The organism is Kitasatospora sp. NPDC023385 (assembly GCF_055664045.1).
In genome coordinates this window covers 120,595-139,041 of the sequence record NZ_JBVOOL010000012.1, presented here as the reverse complement: position 1 = coordinate 139,041, position 18,447 = coordinate 120,595, and the positions used below count along the sequence as shown (strand labels likewise).

Here is an 18,447-nt window from a genome sequence, read left to right as displayed (position 1 = left end):
GGTCCTTCACCAGGGGGGTCAGCGGGTGTCAGTGGGCGTCAGCAGGAGTCCGTACGCGTCCGCAGAAGTCCGCCGGACGCCGACCACTCACCCACACCCACCCCATGATCCCCCATCCGCACCGGCCCCCTACGACACCACGTCCTTGCGCGCGAACCCCCGGAACGCCAGCGCCAGCAGCACCGTCGCGTACGAGAGCGACAGCGAGACGCCCTGCACCATGCCGCCCCACTCCAGCTGCGGCTGCAGGGCGTCCGCCCACGCGTACTGCCAGTGCGCCGGCAGCCACTCGCGCAGGTCGCCCAGCGCGGTGACGGCGTCCAGCACCCCGGTGATGATCGACGCGAACACCGCGCCGCCCACGGCCCCGAGGGGGGCGTCGGTCGCCGTGGACAGCCAGAAGGCGAGCGCGGCGATCACGATCTCGCTGAGGAACACGAAGGCGACCGCGATGGCGATCCGGGGCAGTGCCTCCCCGGCCGGGAGGCTGACACCGGCGGGCAGCTTCAGGTCTCCCCACCCGTACGCCGCCGTTCCGACGACCAGTCCGATGGCGGGCAGCATGACCATCGCGACCGCCGAGAACGCCAGTCCGACCGCGAACTTGCGGGCGAGCAGCCGTGCGCGGGGCACGGGCGCGGCCAGCAGGTACCGCAGCGAGGACCAGCTGGCCTCCGAGGCGACGGTGTCCCCGCAGAACAGCGCGACCGGGATCACCAGCATGAAGCCGGTGCCGACGAACAGCATGGTGACGGCGAAGTTGGCCCCGGAGGCGGTGGCCAGATCGATGAAGGTGGTCCGGTCCGGTCGGCCCGGGGTGCCGCCGACCTGGAACGCGGCCAGGATGACGAACGGCATGGCGGCCAGCACCGCGCCGATCACCAGCGTGCGGCGCCGGCGCAGTTGCCGGATCGCCTCGACCCGCAGCGGCAGTGTCCGGCTCGCCCGGTACCCCTCCGCGTGGTCCTTCGACACCGTGGGCACCTCAGGTGCCCTGGAGACCGAGCTCACGCCGCACCACCTCCGATCAACGACAGGAACGCGTCCTCCAACCGCCGCTGCGGCCCGGCGCTCTCCACCGGCACCCCCAGCCGCACCAGCTCCGCCAGCAGTCCGCTCGCCGTCAGCCCGTCCAGCCGTACGAGCAGTCCGCCGTCGACGGCCTCCGCCGAACCGACCCCGGTCAGGGCGGCGACCTTCCCGGCCACCGACTCCGGGTCGTACGGATCGGCGAGGCCGATCATCAGCAGCTCCGACGAACCGACGATCTCACTGACCGCACCGGTCGTCACGAGCTGCCCATGGTCCATCACGACCAGGTCCGTACAGCTCTGCTCGACCTCGGACAGCAGGTGGCTCGAAACGATCACCGTCCGCCCGCCGGCCGCGTACCGGATCATCACCTCGCGCATCTCGCGGATCTGCGGCGGGTCGAGCCCGTTGGTCGGCTCGTCCAGGATCAGCAGGTCCGGCATCCCGAGCATCGCCTGGGCGATCGCGAGCCGCTGCCGCATGCCCTGCGAGTAGGTGCGCACCGCGCGGTCCAGGGCCTCGCCGAGCCCGGCGATGGCGAGCGCCTCGTCGAAGCACGCGTCGGCCTCCGGCCGCCCGGTCGCCTGCCAGTACAGCCGCAGGTTGGCCCGCCCGGTGAGGTGCGGCAGGAAGCCCGCGCCCTCGACGAACGCCCCGACCCGCGACAGCACCGGCGCACCGGGCCGCACCAGGTGCCCGAAGATCCGCACCCCTCCGGCGTCGGGCCGGATCAGGCCCATCAGCATCCGCAGCGTGGTGGTCTTGCCCGCGCCGTTCGGCCCGAGCAGTCCGAGCACCTGGCCCTGTTCCACCCGGAAGCCCAAGTCCCGTACGGCGTAGCGGTCCTGGGCGCCCTTGTAGCGCTTGCTCAGTCCGCTGATCTGCAGCGGCACCGCGGCCAGTTCCGGATCGAACTCCGGCCCGCCGGCCGCCCGCCGACGCCGCAGCCGCGGCACCAGCACCAGCCCGGTGGCCACCGCCACGGCGACCACCGGCAGCAGCCATGTCCGCGAGGGCAGCGGCGCCGACTCGGTGACCAGCTCCTCGACGGTCGGCACGGTGAGCGCCCCGGCCGGCCCGACCTGGTAGGTGGCCGGCTCGACGGGCGAGGCGTACGCGAGGTCGGTGCTGGCCAGCACCAGCCGCACCCGGTGCCCGGCCGGGAAGGTGTGGTCCACCGCCGGCAGCGCCACGGTGACGGTCCGCCCCGCGTCCGCGCCGGTCACCCGCAGCGGGGCGGCGAGCTGCTGCGGGAGCACCGCCTTGCCGTCCGGTCCGACGTCGTACAGCTTCGCGAACAGCACCGCGTCCGGCCGGTCCGCCTTCACCCGCACCGGCACGGTCGGCTGCCCGGTCAGGTGCAGCGGCGAGTCCAGCGGCGCCGAGTCGAAGGCGGCGTTCTGCCCGGGGAAGTCGAGCGACAGCCCGGCCCCCAGTGCGGCCGCCTGGCTGAGGGCGCCGATGCCCGGCAGCGTCGAGATCCCCGGCGGCGCCCCGCCGGGCGGGTTGGCGACGGTCTGGTCGCCGCCCGCCAGCTCGACGGACCGCGAGCCCGTCCCGCCCAGCCCGGGGTACCGGTCGGCGGTGGCCCCGCGCAGCACGGCCTGGAAGCCGGTGGAGTCCACCCCGCCGGTGCGGGTCACCCGGAACGCCGGCCCGGTGTCGTCGCCGCTCCCCCGCGGGCCGTGGTCCTTCAGGAAGTGGTCGAACCAGGCGGTCACCCGGTCGTCGACCCGCGCGCTGGTGTCCGTGCCGCCGTCGTGCCCGCCCGCGAACCAGTCCACCGCCACCGGCGCGCCGTTGGCCGCGACGGCCCGGGCGATCCGGTCGCCCTGGTCCAGCGGGAACAGCGAGTCCTGCTGCCCCTGCACCACCAGCGTGGGCGCCTTGAGCTGCGCCGCGACCGAGGACGGGCTGGAGCGGTCCAGCAGCGCGACGGCCTCCGGGTCGGCGTGCCCGGCGGTGGCGACCCGGTCGTACATCTGGCAGAGCGAGTCCAGGAACCGCCCGCAGCCGACCTGGCCGTCCGCCGCCGGCGCCGACTCGCCGCCCTGGCGCGGCGCTCCGCCGGACGGCCCGAGACCGCCCGCCGAGCCGGGGGCGGCCGAGCCGGTGGTGAAGAAGATCCCGGCCCACAGCTTCTTGAACACGCCGTCCGCCGCGCCCGAGCCCTGGACGCCCTGCGGGAACAGCGCGTCGGCCAGGTTCCACCAGGTGATCTGGGTGGCCACCGCGTCGATCCGGTGGTCGTACGCGGAGGCGAGCAGCGAGATCGCCCCGCCGTAGGAGGCCCCGGTGATGCCGACCTTCGGGTCGCCGGGGCTGTCGAGCTGCACCTCGGGCCGCTGGGCCAGCCAGTCCACCAGGTGCCGGACGTCCTCGACCTCGCGGTCGGGCGCGTTGAGGCCGATCTTGCCGCCCGAGCGCCCGAACCCGCGCGCGGACCAGGTCAGTACCGCGTACCCCTGGCGGGCGAGCTGCTCGGCCCGCTGGCGCTCGCCCTCCTTGGAGCCGCCGAAGCCGTGCGCCAGCAGGACGGCCGGCCGGGGGCCGCTGCCGGCGGTGAAGAAGGAGGTGTCCAACTGGACCTGCTGCGCGCTGCCGGGCGTCTCCGACATGCTGAGGAAACGGTCCTCCTGATGGACCGCCTGCTCACCGCCGGACGCCACCGTCGCCGTACCGACCCCGGCCACCGCCACCAGCGCCACCGCACCGGCCAGCAGCCTGCGCCTGACGGTCGTACCCCGGCCGCGCCATCGATGCCATGCCCCACCGAACTCCATGGGCGCTGATCGTATCCGCCGTCCGGGTAGGCGCCCGATAAAGCCACCCCACCGGCCGCCTCGAACGACGGTTCCCCGTGCCCCTCAGGGCCCCGGCGAACCGCGCGACCAGCCACCCACCCGGCCCGAGTCCCGTTCCCGACGGCCTCCGGCCCGGGGCGGGTTACAGCACTCGCGTCATCGTCCGGTGCGGGATCCCGGCGTCGTCGTACACCGGCCCCTCCGCCACGTATCCCAGCCGCTCGTAGAACCCGAGCGCGTGCACCTGGGCGTGCAGTTCCATCTCCGAGCCCCCGCGCTCGGCCCCCGCGGCCTCGATCGCCCGTACGAGCTCCGCCCCCAGCCCGGTGCCCCGGGCCGCCGGCAGGACGGCGAGCCGCCCGAGCAGCACCCGCCCGTCGACGCCCCCGGTCAGCTCCCGCGCCTGTTCGCCGAAGATCAGCCGCCCGGTGCCCAGCGCGGCCCCGTCGGCTCCCACCGCCAGCAGGTGCACCGAGGTCCCGTCGTACGCGTCGTACTCCAGTTCCTCCGGCACGTTCTGCTCGACGACGAACACCTCACGCCGGACGGCCCGCACCAGCTCCAGGTCCGCCTCCCCCTCGGCGACCCGGATGGCCGCCGCCACGTCAGCTCTCCGCCGAGATGACGTCCAGCGCCTTCCGCAGGTCCTCGGGGTACTCGCTGGAGAACTCGACCCACTGCCCGTCCGCCGGGTGCTCGAAGCCCAGCGACATCGCGTGCAGCCACTGCCGGGTCAGCCCGAGCCGCTTGGCCAGCGTCGGGTCGGCGCCGTACGTCAGGTCGCCCACGCAGGGGTGCCGCAACGCGGACATGTGGACGCGGATCTGGTGGGTGCGCCCGGTCTCCAGCTTGATCGCCAGCAGCGACGCGGCCCGGTACGCCTCGATCAGGTCGTAGTGCGTGACGGACGCCTTGCCGTCCTGGGTCACCGCCCACTTCCAGTCGGAGCTGGGGTGGCGCCCGATCGGCGCGTCCACGGTCCCGCTCATCGGGTCCGGGTGGCCCTGCACCAGCGTGTGGTAGCGCTTGTCGGTGATCCGGTCGTGGAACTGCCGCTTGAGGTCGGTGTACGCCCGCTCGGACTTGGCGACGACCATCAGCCCCGAGGTGCCGACGTCCAGCCGGTGCACGATGCCCTGCCGCTCGGCCGCGCCCGAGGTGGAGATCCGGTACCCGGCGGCGGCGAGCCCGCCGATCACGGTGGGGCCGGTCCAGCCCGGGCTGGGGTGCGCGGCGACGCCGACCGGCTTGTCGACCAGCACGATGTCCTCGTCGTCGTGGACGATCCGCATGCCCTCGACGTGTTCGGCGACGATCCGCACGGGGGCGGCGGGGGCGGGGATCTCGACCTCCAGCCAGGAACCGGCGGTCACCCGGTCCGACTTGCCGGCCACGGCGCCGTCGAGCGTCACCTTGCCGTCGGCGGCCAGTTCGGCGGCCTTGGTCCGGGAGAAGCCGAACATCCGGGCCAGGGCGGCGTCGAGGCGCTCGCCCTCCAGGCCGTCGGGTACGGGGAGGCTGCGGATCTGCGCTGCGGTACTCACCCGTACGAGTATGCCGGACACGCGGGCCTCCCCCGCCCGCCGCACTTCCCGGGCCGGCCCCGCCGGGCGGCGCTACTGCGTCCTGCCGCCCTGCTGGTGGACGGTCCCGTCCGGGTTGCTGCCCCGGAAGGAGAGCAGTACGACCAGGATCCCGCCACACACGATCGCCGAGTCGGCGAGGTTGAAGACCGCGAAGTGCTGGACGGAGATGAAGTCCACCACGTGCCCGCGGAAGACGCCCGGCGCGCGGAACAGCCGGTCGGTGAGGTTGCCGAGCGCCCCGCCGAGCAGCAGCCCGAGCGCGATCGCCCAGGGCAGGCTGTACAGCCGGCGGGCGATCCGCCAGATCACCACGATGACGGCCGAGGCGATCATCGTGAAGACGACGGTCAGCGCCTGTCCCATCCCGAAGGCCGCGCCGGAGTTGCGGATCACCTGGAAGGTGACGACGTCCCCGACCACCTTGATCGCCGAGTGGTTCTCCAGCTTGGCGACGACCAGCAGCTTGCTGCCGAGGTCGATCAGGAAGGCGAGCACCGCGACGACCAGCAGCACCCCGACCCGCCGCGGGCCGCGGGGCTCCTCCGCCAGCGCCGGTTCGTCCGCGGACGTCGTCCCGGTCGGCTCGGACACGGGCACCTCCACGGCATCGGCGGGGGGCGGGACGGCGTCGTCCCGGGTCTGGGGGGAACCTTGCGTACTGATGATCCGCTCCGCTGCCGATGGAGCTCCCCCGGCCGTAGGAGGGGGAGGGTGGTGGGCCGGTGACGGCCTGGACGCGTCCACGAGCGTTGCGGGCGCGTCAGGCGACGTTACGGGGTCGAGCGTACGGCAAGCCCGACCCCCCGCGCCGCTGCGGTCGCCCGGTTCAGCGGCGCTCCTGCTTGGCCTTGCACTGCACGCAGAGCGTCGCCCTGGGGAACGCCTGCATCCGGGCCTTGCCGATGGCCTGCCCGCAGGACTCGCAGGTGCCGAAGCCGACGCCTTCCAGCCGGGCCAGGGCGCGCTCGGTCTGGGCGAGGCTGTCCCGCGCGTTGTTGGCGAGCGCCAGCTCGCTCTCCCGCGAGATGTTCTTCGTACCGGCGTCCACCTGGTCGTCGCCGGCTCCGTCGTTGGAGTCGCGCATCAGGCCCGAGATGGCCGCCTCGGCGGCGTCGATCTCGTTCTGCAGCCGCTCCAGCTCGCTGATCAGCTCGGTGTGCAGCTCGTGGACCTCCTCGGTGGTCCACGCCTCCTCTCCCGGCCGGACCGGCAGTGTCGCCGGGTCCACGGATTCGGCCCCGCGCGAAACGGTGACGGTGTCGGTGCTGGTCTTCGGTGCGGTAGTGGTCATGGTCCCCTCCCCTGGATCGACCGCCACGGCCTTGCGTGCCCGCTTGGTGGCGGTACCCGCGCCGGTTCCCTTCTCAGCCATGGCTTCGACCCCATCTACGAACGAATCGAGCCGCCGGTTCCCGGCGGCTTCCAGTGCCGGAACGATAATCCCGATCAAAACCGGTCACAACATGACATACCGACGCCTCACCACGATCCCACCCAGGCAGCCGCCCCAACCGCCACGCCCCGCGCGCTGAGAGGGTTGTGCCCAGATCGCCCGCGCCTAACCACCCCCTCTGACCAGCCCCGCCGCCCGTCCCGGGCCCGCCCGCCCGAAACGGTTTGGACAAACCGACTCGCCCGGCCGATACACTGGGGCCTGCAAGGCGCAGATGGGACGAGTACCGACGTACGCAGCCACCAGCGACCCGGGGACGGTGCGAGCCCGGGGGCGTGCACGACGGGAAGATCACCCCGGAGCCGCCGGAAGAACGGCCGCCGCGAAGCCCGTAGCGGCCCACTAGACCCGGCAGCAAGCCCAAACAAGAGGGCCGCAACGCAGCACCGCGGCCAAGGAGGGTGGTACCGCGGGGCGGCTTGCCGTCTCGTCCCTCCGGAGGATCCAGCCCACGCATCCGCCGGAGGTAGACGCCCGCGATGAGCTCCCAACCCGCCACCCACCACCACTCTTCCGACGACGCGCCGCGCGCGGCCGCCCTCTACAACCCCGTCCCCGCCCAGGTGGATCTGCCTGCCCTGGAGCACCAGATCCTCTCGTTCTGGCAGGACAACAAGGTCTTCCAGCGCAGCCTGGAGCAGTCCGAGGGCCGCCCCGAGTGGGTGTTCTACGAGGGCCCGCCGACCGCCAACGGCATGCCCGGCGCCCACCACATCGAGGCCCGCGTCTTCAAGGACGTCTTCCCCCGGTACCGGACCATGAAGGGCTACCACGTCGCCCGCAAGGCCGGCTGGGACTGCCACGGCCTCCCGGTGGAGCTCGCCGTCGAGAAGGAGCTGGGCTTCTCCGGCAAGCAGGACATCGAGGCGTACGGCATCGCCGAGTTCAACGCCAAGTGCCGCGAGTCGGTGACCCGCCACACCGACGCCTTCGCCGAGCTGACCACCCGCATGGGGTACTGGGTCGACCTGGACGAGGCCTACCGGACGATGGACCCGTCGTACGTCCAGTCCGTCTGGTGGTCGCTCAAGCAGATCTTCGACAAGGGCTTGCTGGTCCAGGACCACCGGGTCGCCCCCTGGTGCCCGCGCTGCGGCACCGGCCTGTCCGACCACGAGCTGGCCCAGGGCTACGAGACCGTGGTCGACCCCTCGGTGTTCGTCCGCTTCCCGCTGACCAGCGGCCCGCTGGCCGGCCGGGCCGCCCTGCTGGTGTGGACCACCACCCCGTGGACCCTGGTCTCCAACACCGCGGCCGCCGTCCACCCGGACGTCACCTACGTGGTGGCCACCGACGGCACCGAGCAGCTGGTCGTCGCCGAGCCGCTGGTCGCCAAGGCCCTCGGGGAGGGCTGGGAGACCACCGGCGAGTCCTTCACCGGCGCCGAGATGGAGCGCTGGTCCTACCGCCGCCCCTTCGACCTGGTCGAGATCGAGAACGCGCACTACGTCCTCAACGCCGACTACGTCACCACCGAGGACGGCACCGGCATCGTCCACCAGTCCCCCGCCTTCGGCGCGGACGACCTCGCGACCTGCCGCCGCTACGGCCTGCCGGTGGTCAACCCGGTGCTCGCCGACGGCACCTTCGCCCCCGAGGTCCCGCTGGTCGGCGGCCAGTTCTTCAAGAAGGCCGACGAGGCCCTGGTCGCGGACCTCAAGGAGCGCGGCCTGCTCTTCCGCCACCTGCCGTACGAGCACAGCTACCCGCACTGCTGGCGCTGCCACACCGCGCTGCTCTACTACGCGCAGCCGTCCTGGTACATCCGGACCACCGCCGTCAAGGACGCGCTGATCCGCGAGAACGAGGCCACCAACTGGTTCCCGGAGACGGTCAAGCACGGCCGCTTCGGCGACTGGCTGAACAACAACATCGACTGGGCGCTCAGCCGCAACCGCTACTGGGGCACCCCGCTGCCGATCTGGCGCTGCGAGGAGGGCCACCTCACCTGCGTCGGCTCGCTGGCCGAGCTCAGTGAGCTGACCGGCACCGACCGGAGCGGCCTCGACCCGCACCGCCCGTACATCGACGAGGTGACCTTCGCCTGCCGCGACTGCGGCGGCACCGCCACCCGCGTGCCCGAGGTCATCGACGCCTGGTACGACTCGGGCTCGATGCCCTTCGCCCAGTACGGCTACCCGTACCAGAACAAGGAGCTGTTCGAGAAGCGCTACCCGGCGCAGTTCATCTCCGAGGCGATCGACCAGACCCGCGGCTGGTTCTACACGCTGATGGCGGTCGGCACCCTGGTGTTCGACAGGAACAGCTACGAGAACGTCGTCTGCCTGGGCCACATCCTGGCCGAGGACGGCCGCAAGATGTCCAAGCACCTGGGCAACACCCTGCAGCCGATCCCGCTGATGGACCAGCACGGCGCCGACGCCGTCCGCTGGTTCATGGCGGCCGGCGGCTCGCCCTGGTCGGCCCGCCGGGTCGGCCACGGCACCATCCAGGAGGTGGTCCGCAAGACCCTCCTCACCTTCTGGAACACCGTCGCCTTCCAGGCCCTGTACGCCCGCACCTCGAACTGGACGCCCTCCCCGAGCGACCCGGCCCCGGCCGACCGCCCGCAGCTGGACCGCTGGGTGCTCTCCGAGCTGAACACCCTGGTCCGCGAGGTCGACGCGGCCTTCGAGGCGTACGACACCCAGCGCGCCGGCAAGCTGCTCTCCGGCTTCGTCGACGACCTGTCCAACTGGTACGTCCGCCGCGGCCGCCGCCGCTTCTGGCAGGGCGACGCCGCCGCGCTCGCCACCCTGCACGAGGCGCTGGAGACGGTCACCCGCCTGATGGCCCCGCTGGTCCCGTTCATCACCGAGCGGGTCTGGCAGGACCTGGTCGTGCCGGTCGTCGCGGACGCCCCGGCCTCGGTCCACCTGGCCGCCTGGCCGGAGGCCGACGAGTCGCTGGTCGACGCCGACCTCTCCCGGCACATGGCGCTGGTCCGCCGCCTGGTCGAGCTGGGCCGGGCCACCCGCGCGGAGTCCGGCGTGAAGACCCGTCAGCCGCTCTCCCGCGCGCTGGTCGCCGCCCAGGGCTGGGAGGAGCTGCCCGCCGACCTGCGCGCGCAGATCGCCGAGGAGCTCAACGTCTCCACCCTGGAGTCGCTCGCCGAGGTCGGCGGCTCGCTCGTCGACACCAGCGCCAAGGCCAACTTCCGCGCCCTGGGCAAGCGGTTCGGCAAGGGCGTGCAGGACGTCGCCAAGGCGGTCGCCGCCACCGACGCCGCCCGCCTGGCCGCCGAGCTGCGCGCGAACGGCGAGACCTCGGTCGAGCTGAACGGCGAGACGATCACCCTCTCGCCCGATGAGGTGATCATCACGGAGACCCCGCGCGAGGGCTGGACCGTCGCCAACGAGTCCGGCGCCACCGTCGCCCTCGACCTGGCCATCACCCCGGAGCTCAAGCGCCTCGGCGTCGCCCGCGACGCCATCCGCCAGATCCAGGAGGCCCGCAAGAACTCCGGCCTGGACGTCGCCGACCGCATCGTCCTGCGGTGGCGCGCCAGCTCGGAGGAGACCGCCGAGGCCATCGCCGAGCACGGCGTCCTCGTCGCCGAGGAGGTCCTCGCCACCGACTTCGCCGCCGGCGCGGCCGACTGGGACTCCGAGTCGTTCACCGACGAATCCCTCGGCCTCGCCTTCCAGCTCCGCAAGGCCTGACCCACCCCGAAGCCGCCGGCGCCCCGGGGCGCCGGCGGCTTCGCCGTACCCGCTCCCCCGCCTCCCCGCACACGAGAAGGCGCCCCCGCCCCGACCTGGTGGTCGGGGCGGGGGCGCCCTCGAATGGTGTGGCTACAACCTCAGTTGTCGCCGTCCTCGTCGATCAGGAAGCCCCGCATCGGCGCCGGAGCCTGCTGCATCGGCTGCGGCGGCTGCGGACGGACGGCCGCCATCGGCTGGGTCATCCCGGCCGGCTGCATCTGCGGAGCACCGCCGTTGCCGCCGTTCGACTGCCCGCCGAAGCTCGGCGCCGAGGAGTTGCCGCCGAAGGAGCCGTTCCCGCCGAAGGACGGCGAGTTGCCACCGAAGGACGGCTGGTTGCCACCGAAGCTCGGCGCACCGCCGCCCATCGCGCCCGCACCGGCCGGCGCCATCGACGAGGCCGCCGGCGGCAGCGACGCGGTGGCGGGGATCCGCGGCGGCGCGAGCGAGTCGTCGGCCTGCGACTCCAGCTGACGCAGCTGGGTCTCCAGGTACGACTTCAGGCGCGTGCGGTACTCGCGCTCGAACGCCCGCAGGTCCTCGACCTTGCGCTCCAGCGTGGCCCGCGCGGACTCCAGCGAGCCCATCGCGACGCGGTGCTTCTCCTGCGCGTCCCGCTCCAGGGCGTCGGCCTTGGCGCGGGCGTCGCGCTCCAGGCCCTCGGCCCGGCTGCGCGCCTCGCCGACGATCTTGTTGGCCTCGGAACGGGCCTCGGAGATCGCCTGGTCGGCGGTCTGCTGAGCGAGCGCCAGCACGCGGGCGGCGCTGTCGCCACCGGGGCCCTGCTGCTGCATCGGGCCGCCCATGGGGCCGCCCATCTGCTGCGGCTGGCCCATCGGGCCACCCATCTGCTGCTGCATCTGCTGCTGGCCCATGCCCTGGCCCATGCCCTGGCCCATCGGGTTGCCCATCTGCTGCGGACCACCGGGGCCGCCCATGGGCTGGAGCATCTGACCGCCCATCGGCTGGACCAGCTGCTGCTGGCCGCCCATGGTCTGGTTCATCTGCTGCTGCTGGCCGCCGCCGGCCGGAAGCTGCGGCGCGGAGCCGGCGGGCAGGCCGAGCGGCTGGTTGCCCATCTGCTGCTGCTGCTGCGGACCACCGGGGCCCATCTGCTGCGGACCGCCCGGGCCCATCTGCTGCTGCTGCGGACCACCGGGGCCCATCTGCTGCGGGCCGCCCGGGCCCTGCTGGCCGGGGACCGGCGGGCCGGATATGGCGGCCGGCACCGGGGCGCCGCCCTGGCGGGGGCCGTCCTGCTGCGGCTCCTTGCGCAGGTTGGCCTGGTTCTGCGCGGCGGCACGAGTCGCGGCGGCCAGCTTGGCGCGCAGGTCCTCGTTCTCCCGGAGGAGGCGGGTCAGCTCCCCCTCGACCTCGTCGAGGAAGGCATCGACCTCGTCCTCGTCATAGCCTTCACGCAGGCGGACGGTCGTGAACTGCTTGTTCCGAACGTCCTCGGGGGTCAATGGCATCTCTTCACCTCAACGTGATCGTCGGCACACCGGCATCCTGTCGCATCGCTCACCTACGACTAGGGGTGCACAAGCGAGATCAGGACATACACAATGATCATCAGTACGAAGAAGGACAGGTCGAGCGCCACGCCCCCGAAACGCAACGGCGGAATGAGCCGCCGAAGAAGCTTGAGCGGCGGATCCGTGACAGTGTACGTGGCCTCCAGGACCAGGACCATGGCCTTGCCCGGCCGCCACGAACGCGCGAACTGGAAGACCCAGTCCATGACCAGCCGTACGAGCAGGAACACCAGGAAGACGGTCAGGGCGTAGTAGAGCACCGCCCACACGATGTCCATCGCGTTTTCCCTCTCCCCGGTCCCGAGCCTCTCGGGCCCGCCGCTCGTTCACCTGTCGCTAACCCACTGTTGATCAGATCCACACGTAAAGTCGTGGCCGGGTCAGCTCTGGTTGAAGAACCCACCCTCGGCGATCCGAGCCTTGTCCTCCGCCGTGACATCGACGTTAGCAGGCGACAGCAGGAACACCTTCTGTGTCACGCGCTCGATACTGCCGTGCAGACCGAAGACGAGTCCAGCCGCGAAGTCTACGAGCCGCTTCGCGTCGGTGTCGTCCATCTCGGTCAGATTCATGATCACAGGGGTGCCGCCACGGAACTGTTCCCCGATGGTACGGGCCTCGTTGTAGGTCCGGGGGTGCAGCGTGGTGATGCGGTAGGGCTCTCGTTCGTTCACTACCTTGGGCATGATCACCGGGGCGCTCTTCTCCAGGTTGTGGCGGCGTTCGGGTGTGATGGATGACACGGGCGCCATCCTCGGGGTCTCCTGTCGGATCGGCACCGCCGCCGGCACCGGCTGCGGGGTGATCGAGGAGACCGGGGCGGGCGTGGCGGCCGCGGCGGCGGGCCGGGGAATGTCCTCGGTCCGCTGTCCCGTCCGGATCGGCTCGGGGTCCGCGTCGTAGTCGTCGTCGGGGTCGTACCCCTGGCCGTCGTACGTCTCGTCCTCCACGAGGCCGAGGTAGACCGCCATCTTGCGCATTGCGCCGGCCATGCTCCTGTCTCCTCCGCTCATAGCCACCTCGCTGGCGCTCGGTGGCGGCTTCGCGAAACGCGCACCTTCCGATGGTCGCTCGCTCTGCTCGCTCCGTGCGGACCGGCTCCGTCCCGGCGGCCCGGGCCGTACGGCCCGGCCTGCGGATTCCGCGGTCCCCCCACGACGGCGCGCCAGGCCGACGGCCTGTCAGGATTCGTGGGGTGGGGGCCGCGGAGCTGCGATCCACGGTTCGCTAGCGCTCCGGAGAGCTGCTAGATTCTGTCCTATTTTGTCCTGCAGTCTGATCTACTTACCCGGTGACGTTACCTGAGGGGTGACCTCACTCCGAGTACCGCCGTTCCGACGCGCACATGTGTCGCCCCGGCGGCAATCGCCTGCTCAAGGTCACCGCTCATCCCTGCGGAGACCATGGTGGCAGCAGGATGGGCCGCCCGTACGGCGGTTGCGATTTCCGCCAGTCGATCGAAGGCCCGGGCCGGGTCGCCGGCCAGCGGACCGGCCAGCGGAGCGACGGTCATCACACCGTCAAGCCGCAGTCCGGGTGTGTCGGCGATCGCGTCAGCCAGGCGCGCGACGTCCTGCGGCGCGACCCCGGCCCGGTGGGCGCCTTCCTCGTGCTCCTTGTCCAGGGCCACCTGGACCAGGCAACCCAGCTCCGGGCGCTCCGACTTGAGCACCGCCGCGGAGAGCGATTCGACCAGCCGCAGCCGGTCCACCGAGTGCACGTGGTTCGCGTACCGGACGACCGAGCGGACCTTGTTGGTCTGCAGCTGTCCGACGAAGTGCCAGTCAAGAGGAAGGTTTCTGCACTGTTCCGCCTTGGGTGCGGCGTCCTGGTCGCGGTTCTCCGCGACGTCCGTCACACCCAACCCGGCCAGCAGTGCGCTGTCCTCGGCTGGGTAGGTCTTGGTGACGACGATCAGGGTCACCTCGTCCCGGGCGCGCCCGGCGGCCGCACAGGCGTCCGCGATCCGGCGCTCGACCACCTCGAGGTTGGTCCCCAGCTCCTCGTACCTGGCCCGCTGGCCCTCGGTCAGCGCGCCCGACCACTGCGGGTCGGGAAAGCCGGCGACGCCGCCCGGGAACGGTCCGTAGATGTCGTTCGTCATCAGTGATCAGAGCCCAACCAGACGTAGCTCGCGAGCCGGCCCGTGCGCTGCTCGCGACGATAGGAGTAGTGATCGGCGGATTCGAGGGTGCAGACCCGTGATCGCACCAGGTCGTTGACCCCCGCCGCGGCCAGCTGGGCCGCGACTCCCTCCGGCACGTCCAGGGCCGGGGTTCCCCAGGAGGTCTCGGCGAACGCCTCCGGCACCACGGCCGCGACCTCGTCGCGCAGCCGCGCCGGCACCTCGTAACAGCTCCCGCAGACGGCGGGCCCGGTGGCGGCGACGATCCGCCCGGGCTCGGCCCCCAGTTCGACCATCGCCCGGACGACCGCGGGCACCACCCCGGCCGCCAGCCCGGGCCGGCCCGCGTGAGCCGCGCCCACCACGCCCGCCACCGGGTCGGCCAGCAGCACCGGCGTGCAGTCGGCGGTCAGCACCGCCAGCGCGAGCGGCCGGTCGGTGACCACCGCGTCCACCGTCGGGGCCTCCCCCACCGGCTGGCGCTTCGTCACCACGGCGACCTCGGCGCCGTGCACCTGGTTCATCCACACCACGTCGGCCGGCTCGAGCCCCACCTCCCGGGCGGCGAGCGCCCGGTTCTCCCGGACGGCCCCCGGGTCGTCCCCGACGGCACCGCCGAGGTTGAGCTCCCCGTACGGCGAAGTGCTCACCCCGCCCCACCGGTCGGTGAAGGCGAAGTGAGCACCCGCGCGTACCGCGTGATCGATCACTTAAGGAAGTCCGGCACGTCGAGTTCCTCGGCCGGGCTCTCCACGTAGGGCTGCCGGGCCGGCTGCACCTGCGGCGGCACCGGAGCGGCGGCGGTCGTGGTGGCCGGGGCCTCGGTCGACCGGGTCGGCGCGGCGGCCTCCCCCTCCGAACGGGACGTCACCGAGCCGATGTTCCCGTAGGACGGCCGGCCGGCCGGGCGGTCCGGGGAGGCCGGCGGCGTGGCCGGGCGGTCCGGGGTGGTCGACTTGACCACCGGGTCGCGGACGATCGCCGGCGGCTGCCCGCCGTCGAAGCCGGCCGCGATGACGGTGACCCGGACCTCGTCGCCGAGCGCGTCGTCGATGACCGCGCCGAAGATGATGTTGGCCTCGGGGTGGGCGGCCTCGCTGACCAGCTGGGCCGACTCGTTGATCTCGAAAAGGCCGAGGTCGGAGCCGCCCGAGATGGAGAGCAGCACGCCGCGGGCGCCGTCGATCGAGGCCTCCAGCAGCGGCGAGGAGATCGCCATCACGGCGGCGGCCTTGGCGCGGTCCTCACCGCGGGCGGAGCCGATGCCCATGAGGGCCGAGCCGGCCTCCGACATGACGGACTTGACGTCCGCGAAGTCGAGGTTGATCAGACCCGGGGTGGTGATCAGGTCGGTGATGCCCTGGACACCGGAGAGCAGGACCTGGTCGGCGGAGCGGAACGCGTCGAGGACGCTGACCTGGCGGTCCGAGATGGACAGCAGCCGGTCGTTGGGGATCACGATGAGGGTGTCGACCTCTTCGCGCAGGGAGGCGATGCCGTCCTCGGCCTGATTGGCCCGGCGCCGGCCCTCGAAGGTGAAGGGACGGGTGACCACGCCGATGGTCAGGGCGCCCAGGGAGCGCGCGATGTTGGCGACGACGGGAGCGCCGCCCGTGCCCGTGCCACCGCCCTCACCGGCGGTCACGAAGACCATGTCGGCCCCCTTGAGGACCTCCTCGATCTCCTCGCGGTGGTCCTCGGCGGCCTTGCGGCCGACCTCGGGGTTGGCGCCGGCGCCGAGGCCCCGGGTGAGTTCACGGCCCACATCGAGCTTGACGTCGGCGTCGCTCATGAGGAGGGCCTGCGCATCGGTGTTGATCGCGATGAACTCGACGCCCTTGAGACCGACCTCGATCATCCGGTTGATGGCGTTGACACCACCGCCGCCGATACCGACGACCTTGATGACTGCGAGGTAGTTCTGCGGTGCTGCCACGTCGAAGGCCTCTCGCCTCGAATTTCCGGGTCGGCCCGGCCCGGCGAGGGTCCGTTCCGACGGATGTCGATGGGTAGGGAGCCTGGTTTCTGACTGAATGTCCGAAATGCCGACCGCCGACCCCAACCCTAAACTTGACCTTTAGGGTTAGTCCTGTGTCTCCGTCACATCACCAAGGGACACAGTCTGGTGACACAGGACACTAGGTCGCCCCGGGCACGTGTTTCAACGAACACGCCGAGCTTCCCTTTTTCTTTTGAGCCTATGTGATCATCGGCCGGCTTATGAAACCGGGGTGACCACCAAGGGTCGGGCCGACACTTCGAGGCGTCAACCCCTCCCTCAGGCACAGAACCTACCGGATCATCCCGACACCGCCGGCGCCTCCGGCGCCGTCACGTCGAAGTTCGCACCCTTCACGTTCATCAGCGCCACCAGCACCCGTGCCTTCCGGTCGATCTGCTCCGGACTCCCCCAACGCACCGTCGCACCCCCGCTGAGCTGCAGCTCGATGTCGTCGTACGAGTGCACCAGCACCACCCCGGCCCGCTTGGCGACCTCCGGCGGGAGCCCGGCGGCCACCGCCACCGCGCCCTGCACCAACTGCGGACGGGAGATCACCCCGTCCGCGTCGTTCGCCTGCTGACTGAGCCGCAGCTCCACCACCGGCACGCCCGCCGGCGGGGCGGCCTCGGTGGCGAAGCTCACGCCCCCGGCGTCCACCTGGGTGAACTGGCCGTCCTCCCCCTTGACGGCGGCCACCGCCCTGCGCTGGACGACCTTCACCTGCAGGGTGTGCGGCCAGCCCCGCCACACCTCGGCCTTCGACACCCGGGGGATCGACTCCACCCGGTGCCGGACGTCGTCCAGGTCCACCCGGGCCAGCGGGCCGTCGCCGAGTCCGCCGATCGCGTCGCGGACCTGGGCCGCCGTCAGTTTGTCGTCGGTCGGGCCCTGGACGGCGACGCTGCGCACGTCCAGGACCGACGAGAAGAACACCAGCCAGGCCAGCCCGCCCACCACCGCGGCGCCGAGCACGCTCAGCACCGCGATGCCCCGCCGGGAGAGCCGGAGGCGGGGAGCGGACTCCTCGTCCCCGAACTCGTCCTCCGGCCGGGGGTACCCCCGGCCGGAGCCGGGGGGAGGGTCCGCGGGCCGGCCGTCAGCCACGGCGGCGGCCGCCGCGGTGGGCCTGGATGGCCTCGTAGACCATGCCGACCAGGAGGTCGTCGGCGTCCCGGCGGCCGAACTCGGCGGCGGACCGGCTCATGTCCCAGAGCCGCTGCGGGTCGGTGAGCACCGGCAGCACGTTCTGCAGCACCCAGTCCGGGGTCAGCTCGGCGTCGTCCACCAGCAGGCCGCCGCCGGCCTTGACCATCGGCTGCGCGTTCAGCCGCTGCTCGCCGTTGCCGATCGGCAGCGGGACGAAGGCGGCGGGCAGGCCGACGGCCGCCAGCTCGGCCACCGTCATGGCGCCGGCCCGGCAGAGCATCATGTCGGCCGCCGCGTAGGCGAGGTCCATCCGGTCGAGGTACGGCACCGGGCGGTACGGCGGCATCCCGGGGACGTCCGCGACCTGCGGCAGCTCGTTCTTCGGGCCGACCGCGTGCAGGATCTGCACGCCGTACTGCTGGAGCCGGGGAGCGATCGCGGTGACCGTCTCGTTGAGCCGGCGCGCGCCCTGGGAGCCGCCGGAGACCAGCAGGGTGGGCAGCCGCTGGTCGAGGCCGAAGTAGTGCCGGGCCTCCGGGCGGGCCGCGTTGCGGTCCAGGGTCGCGATGGTCCGGCGCAGCGGGATGCCGATGTACCGGGAGTCGCGCAGCTTGCTGTCGGGCGTGGAGACCGCCACGAAGTCGCTGTAGCGGGCGCCGATCTTGTTGGCCAGGCCCGGACGGGCGTTCGCCTCGTGCACCACGATCGGCACGCCGGCACGCTTGGCCGCCAGGTAGGCGGGCATCGCGACGTAGCCGCCGAAGCCGACCACGGCGTCCGCGTTGACCCGCTCGATGATCTCCTGGGCGGCCCGGACGGTGCCGCGCAGCCGGCCGGGGACGGTGATCAGCTCCGGGGTGGGCTTGCGGGGCAGCGGAACGGCCGGGATGAGCTCCAGCTGGTAGCCGCGCTCGGGTACCAGCCGGGTCTCCAGACCGCGCTCGGTGCCCAGGGCGGTGATCCCGATGGACGGGTCGTGCCTGCGGAGGGCGTCCGCGAGGGCCATGGCCGGCTCGATGTGACCGGCGGTCCCCCCGCCGGCGAGTACGACATGCACCGA

15 protein-coding genes are annotated in these 18,447 nt (G+C 72.3%); 1 reads left to right on the top strand and 14 read right to left on the bottom strand.

All coding sequences use genetic code 11. The features are described 5' to 3' along the window. Nucleotides 1-129: 129 nt before the first annotated feature. From AC0B61_RS20290 to AC0B61_RS20265, 6 genes are all read right to left on the bottom strand, one after another. Nucleotides 130-1,011: an ABC transporter permease gene (locus tag AC0B61_RS20290; RefSeq protein ID WP_471742084.1), complete on the bottom strand. Its 882-nt coding sequence runs from the start codon at nt 1,009-1,011 to the stop codon at nt 130-132. Further along, the gene (locus AC0B61_RS20285) at nt 1,008-3,815 is read right to left on the bottom strand and encodes an alpha/beta fold hydrolase (protein ID WP_471742083.1); all 2,808 of its coding nucleotides are present in this window, start codon (nt 3,813-3,815) and stop codon (nt 1,008-1,010) included. The genes AC0B61_RS20290 and AC0B61_RS20285 overlap by 4 nt, the downstream gene beginning before the upstream one ends. A gap of 163 nt (nt 3,816-3,978) precedes the next feature. Further along, nucleotides 3,979-4,440, bottom strand: a complete 462-nt coding sequence (locus AC0B61_RS20280) for a GNAT family N-acetyltransferase (RefSeq protein ID WP_471742082.1) — start codon at nt 4,438-4,440, stop codon at nt 3,979-3,981. A 1-nt stretch (nt 4,441) separates the two neighbouring features. After that, entirely contained in the window at nt 4,442-5,380 is a 939-nt protein-coding gene (locus AC0B61_RS20275) for an RluA family pseudouridine synthase (protein WP_471742081.1), read from the bottom strand. 72 nt (nt 5,381-5,452) lie between these two features. Next, nucleotides 5,453-6,088: a signal peptidase II gene (lspA, locus tag AC0B61_RS20270; protein ID WP_471742190.1), complete on the bottom strand. Its 636-nt coding sequence runs from the start codon at nt 6,086-6,088 to the stop codon at nt 5,453-5,455. Between the two features lie 160 nt (nt 6,089-6,248). Continuing rightward, nucleotides 6,249-6,713, bottom strand: coding sequence for a TraR/DksA family transcriptional regulator (locus AC0B61_RS20265; RefSeq protein ID WP_471742080.1), 465 nt, complete (start codon nt 6,711-6,713; stop codon nt 6,249-6,251). A gap of 641 nt (nt 6,714-7,354) precedes the next feature. On the opposite strand from AC0B61_RS20265, the gene ileS reads away from it, so the two are divergent. Continuing rightward, nucleotides 7,355-10,537 carry an isoleucine--tRNA ligase gene (gene ileS, locus AC0B61_RS20260; protein WP_471742079.1) on the top strand — a complete coding sequence of 1,061 codons (3,183 nt, stop codon included), beginning with the start codon at nt 7,355-7,357 and terminating at the stop codon, nt 10,535-10,537. Nucleotides 10,538-10,677: 140 nt separating this feature from the next. On the opposite strand, the gene AC0B61_RS20255 is transcribed toward ileS, so the two are convergent. The 8 genes from AC0B61_RS20255 to murG all read right to left on the bottom strand — a co-directional run bounded on the left by AC0B61_RS20255 (nt 10,678) and on the right by murG (nt 18,444). Continuing rightward, nucleotides 10,678-12,051, bottom strand: coding sequence for a DivIVA domain-containing protein (locus tag AC0B61_RS20255; protein WP_471742078.1), 1,374 nt, complete (start codon nt 12,049-12,051; stop codon nt 10,678-10,680). A gap of 59 nt (nt 12,052-12,110) precedes the next feature. Further along, nucleotides 12,111-12,392 (bottom strand): YggT family protein, encoded by a 282-nt coding sequence (locus tag AC0B61_RS20250; RefSeq protein WP_030060143.1) that lies wholly within the window; start codon nt 12,390-12,392, stop codon nt 12,111-12,113. Between the two features lie 102 nt (nt 12,393-12,494). After that, a complete protein-coding gene (locus tag AC0B61_RS20245; protein WP_471742077.1) occupies nt 12,495-13,106 on the bottom strand; it encodes a cell division protein SepF in 612 nt (203 codons plus the stop codon). 305 nt (nt 13,107-13,411) lie between these two features. Beyond that, entirely contained in the window at nt 13,412-14,218 is an 807-nt protein-coding gene (locus tag AC0B61_RS20240; RefSeq protein WP_471742076.1) for a YggS family pyridoxal phosphate-dependent enzyme, read from the bottom strand. After that, the gene (pgeF, locus tag AC0B61_RS20235) at nt 14,218-14,949 is read right to left on the bottom strand and encodes a peptidoglycan editing factor PgeF (RefSeq protein WP_471742075.1); all 732 of its coding nucleotides are present in this window, start codon (nt 14,947-14,949) and stop codon (nt 14,218-14,220) included. Before pgeF ends, AC0B61_RS20240 begins: the two co-directional genes overlap by 1 nt. Beyond that, nucleotides 14,946-16,175: a cell division protein FtsZ gene (gene ftsZ, locus AC0B61_RS20230; protein WP_471742074.1), complete on the bottom strand. Its 1,230-nt coding sequence runs from the start codon at nt 16,173-16,175 to the stop codon at nt 14,946-14,948. The genes pgeF and ftsZ overlap by 4 nt, the downstream gene beginning before the upstream one ends. 363 nt (nt 16,176-16,538) lie before the next feature. Further along, complete coding sequence (locus tag AC0B61_RS20225) at nt 16,539-17,345, bottom strand: cell division protein FtsQ/DivIB (RefSeq protein WP_471742073.1); 807 nt, start codon at nt 17,343-17,345, stop codon at nt 16,539-16,541. Next, a complete protein-coding gene (gene murG / locus AC0B61_RS20220; protein WP_030239918.1) occupies nt 17,338-18,444 on the bottom strand; it encodes an undecaprenyldiphospho-muramoylpentapeptide beta-N-acetylglucosaminyltransferase in 1,107 nt (368 codons plus the stop codon). Before murG ends, AC0B61_RS20225 begins: the two co-directional genes overlap by 8 nt. Nucleotides 18,445-18,447 lie beyond the last annotated feature (3 nt).

Coding starts and splice junctions, on each gene's coding strand:
- AC0B61_RS20285 (WP_471742083.1), bottom strand. CDS start 3,815: ATGGAGTTCGGTGGGGCATGGCATCGATGGCGCGGCCGGGGTACGACC.
- AC0B61_RS20265 (WP_471742080.1), bottom strand. CDS start 6,713: ATGACCACTACCGCACCGAAGACCAGCACCGACACCGTCACCGTTTCG.
- ileS (WP_471742079.1), top strand. CDS start 7,355: ATGAGCTCCCAACCCGCCACCCACCACCACTCTTCCGACGACGCGCCG.
- AC0B61_RS20255 (WP_471742078.1), bottom strand. CDS start 12,051: ATGCCATTGACCCCCGAGGACGTTCGGAACAAGCAGTTCACGACCGTC.
- AC0B61_RS20250 (WP_030060143.1), bottom strand. CDS start 12,392: ATGGACATCGTGTGGGCGGTGCTCTACTACGCCCTGACCGTCTTCCTG.
- AC0B61_RS20245 (WP_471742077.1), bottom strand. CDS start 13,106: ATGGCCGGCGCAATGCGCAAGATGGCGGTCTACCTCGGCCTCGTGGAG.
- AC0B61_RS20240 (WP_471742076.1), bottom strand. CDS start 14,218: ATGACGAACGACATCTACGGACCGTTCCCGGGCGGCGTCGCCGGCTTT.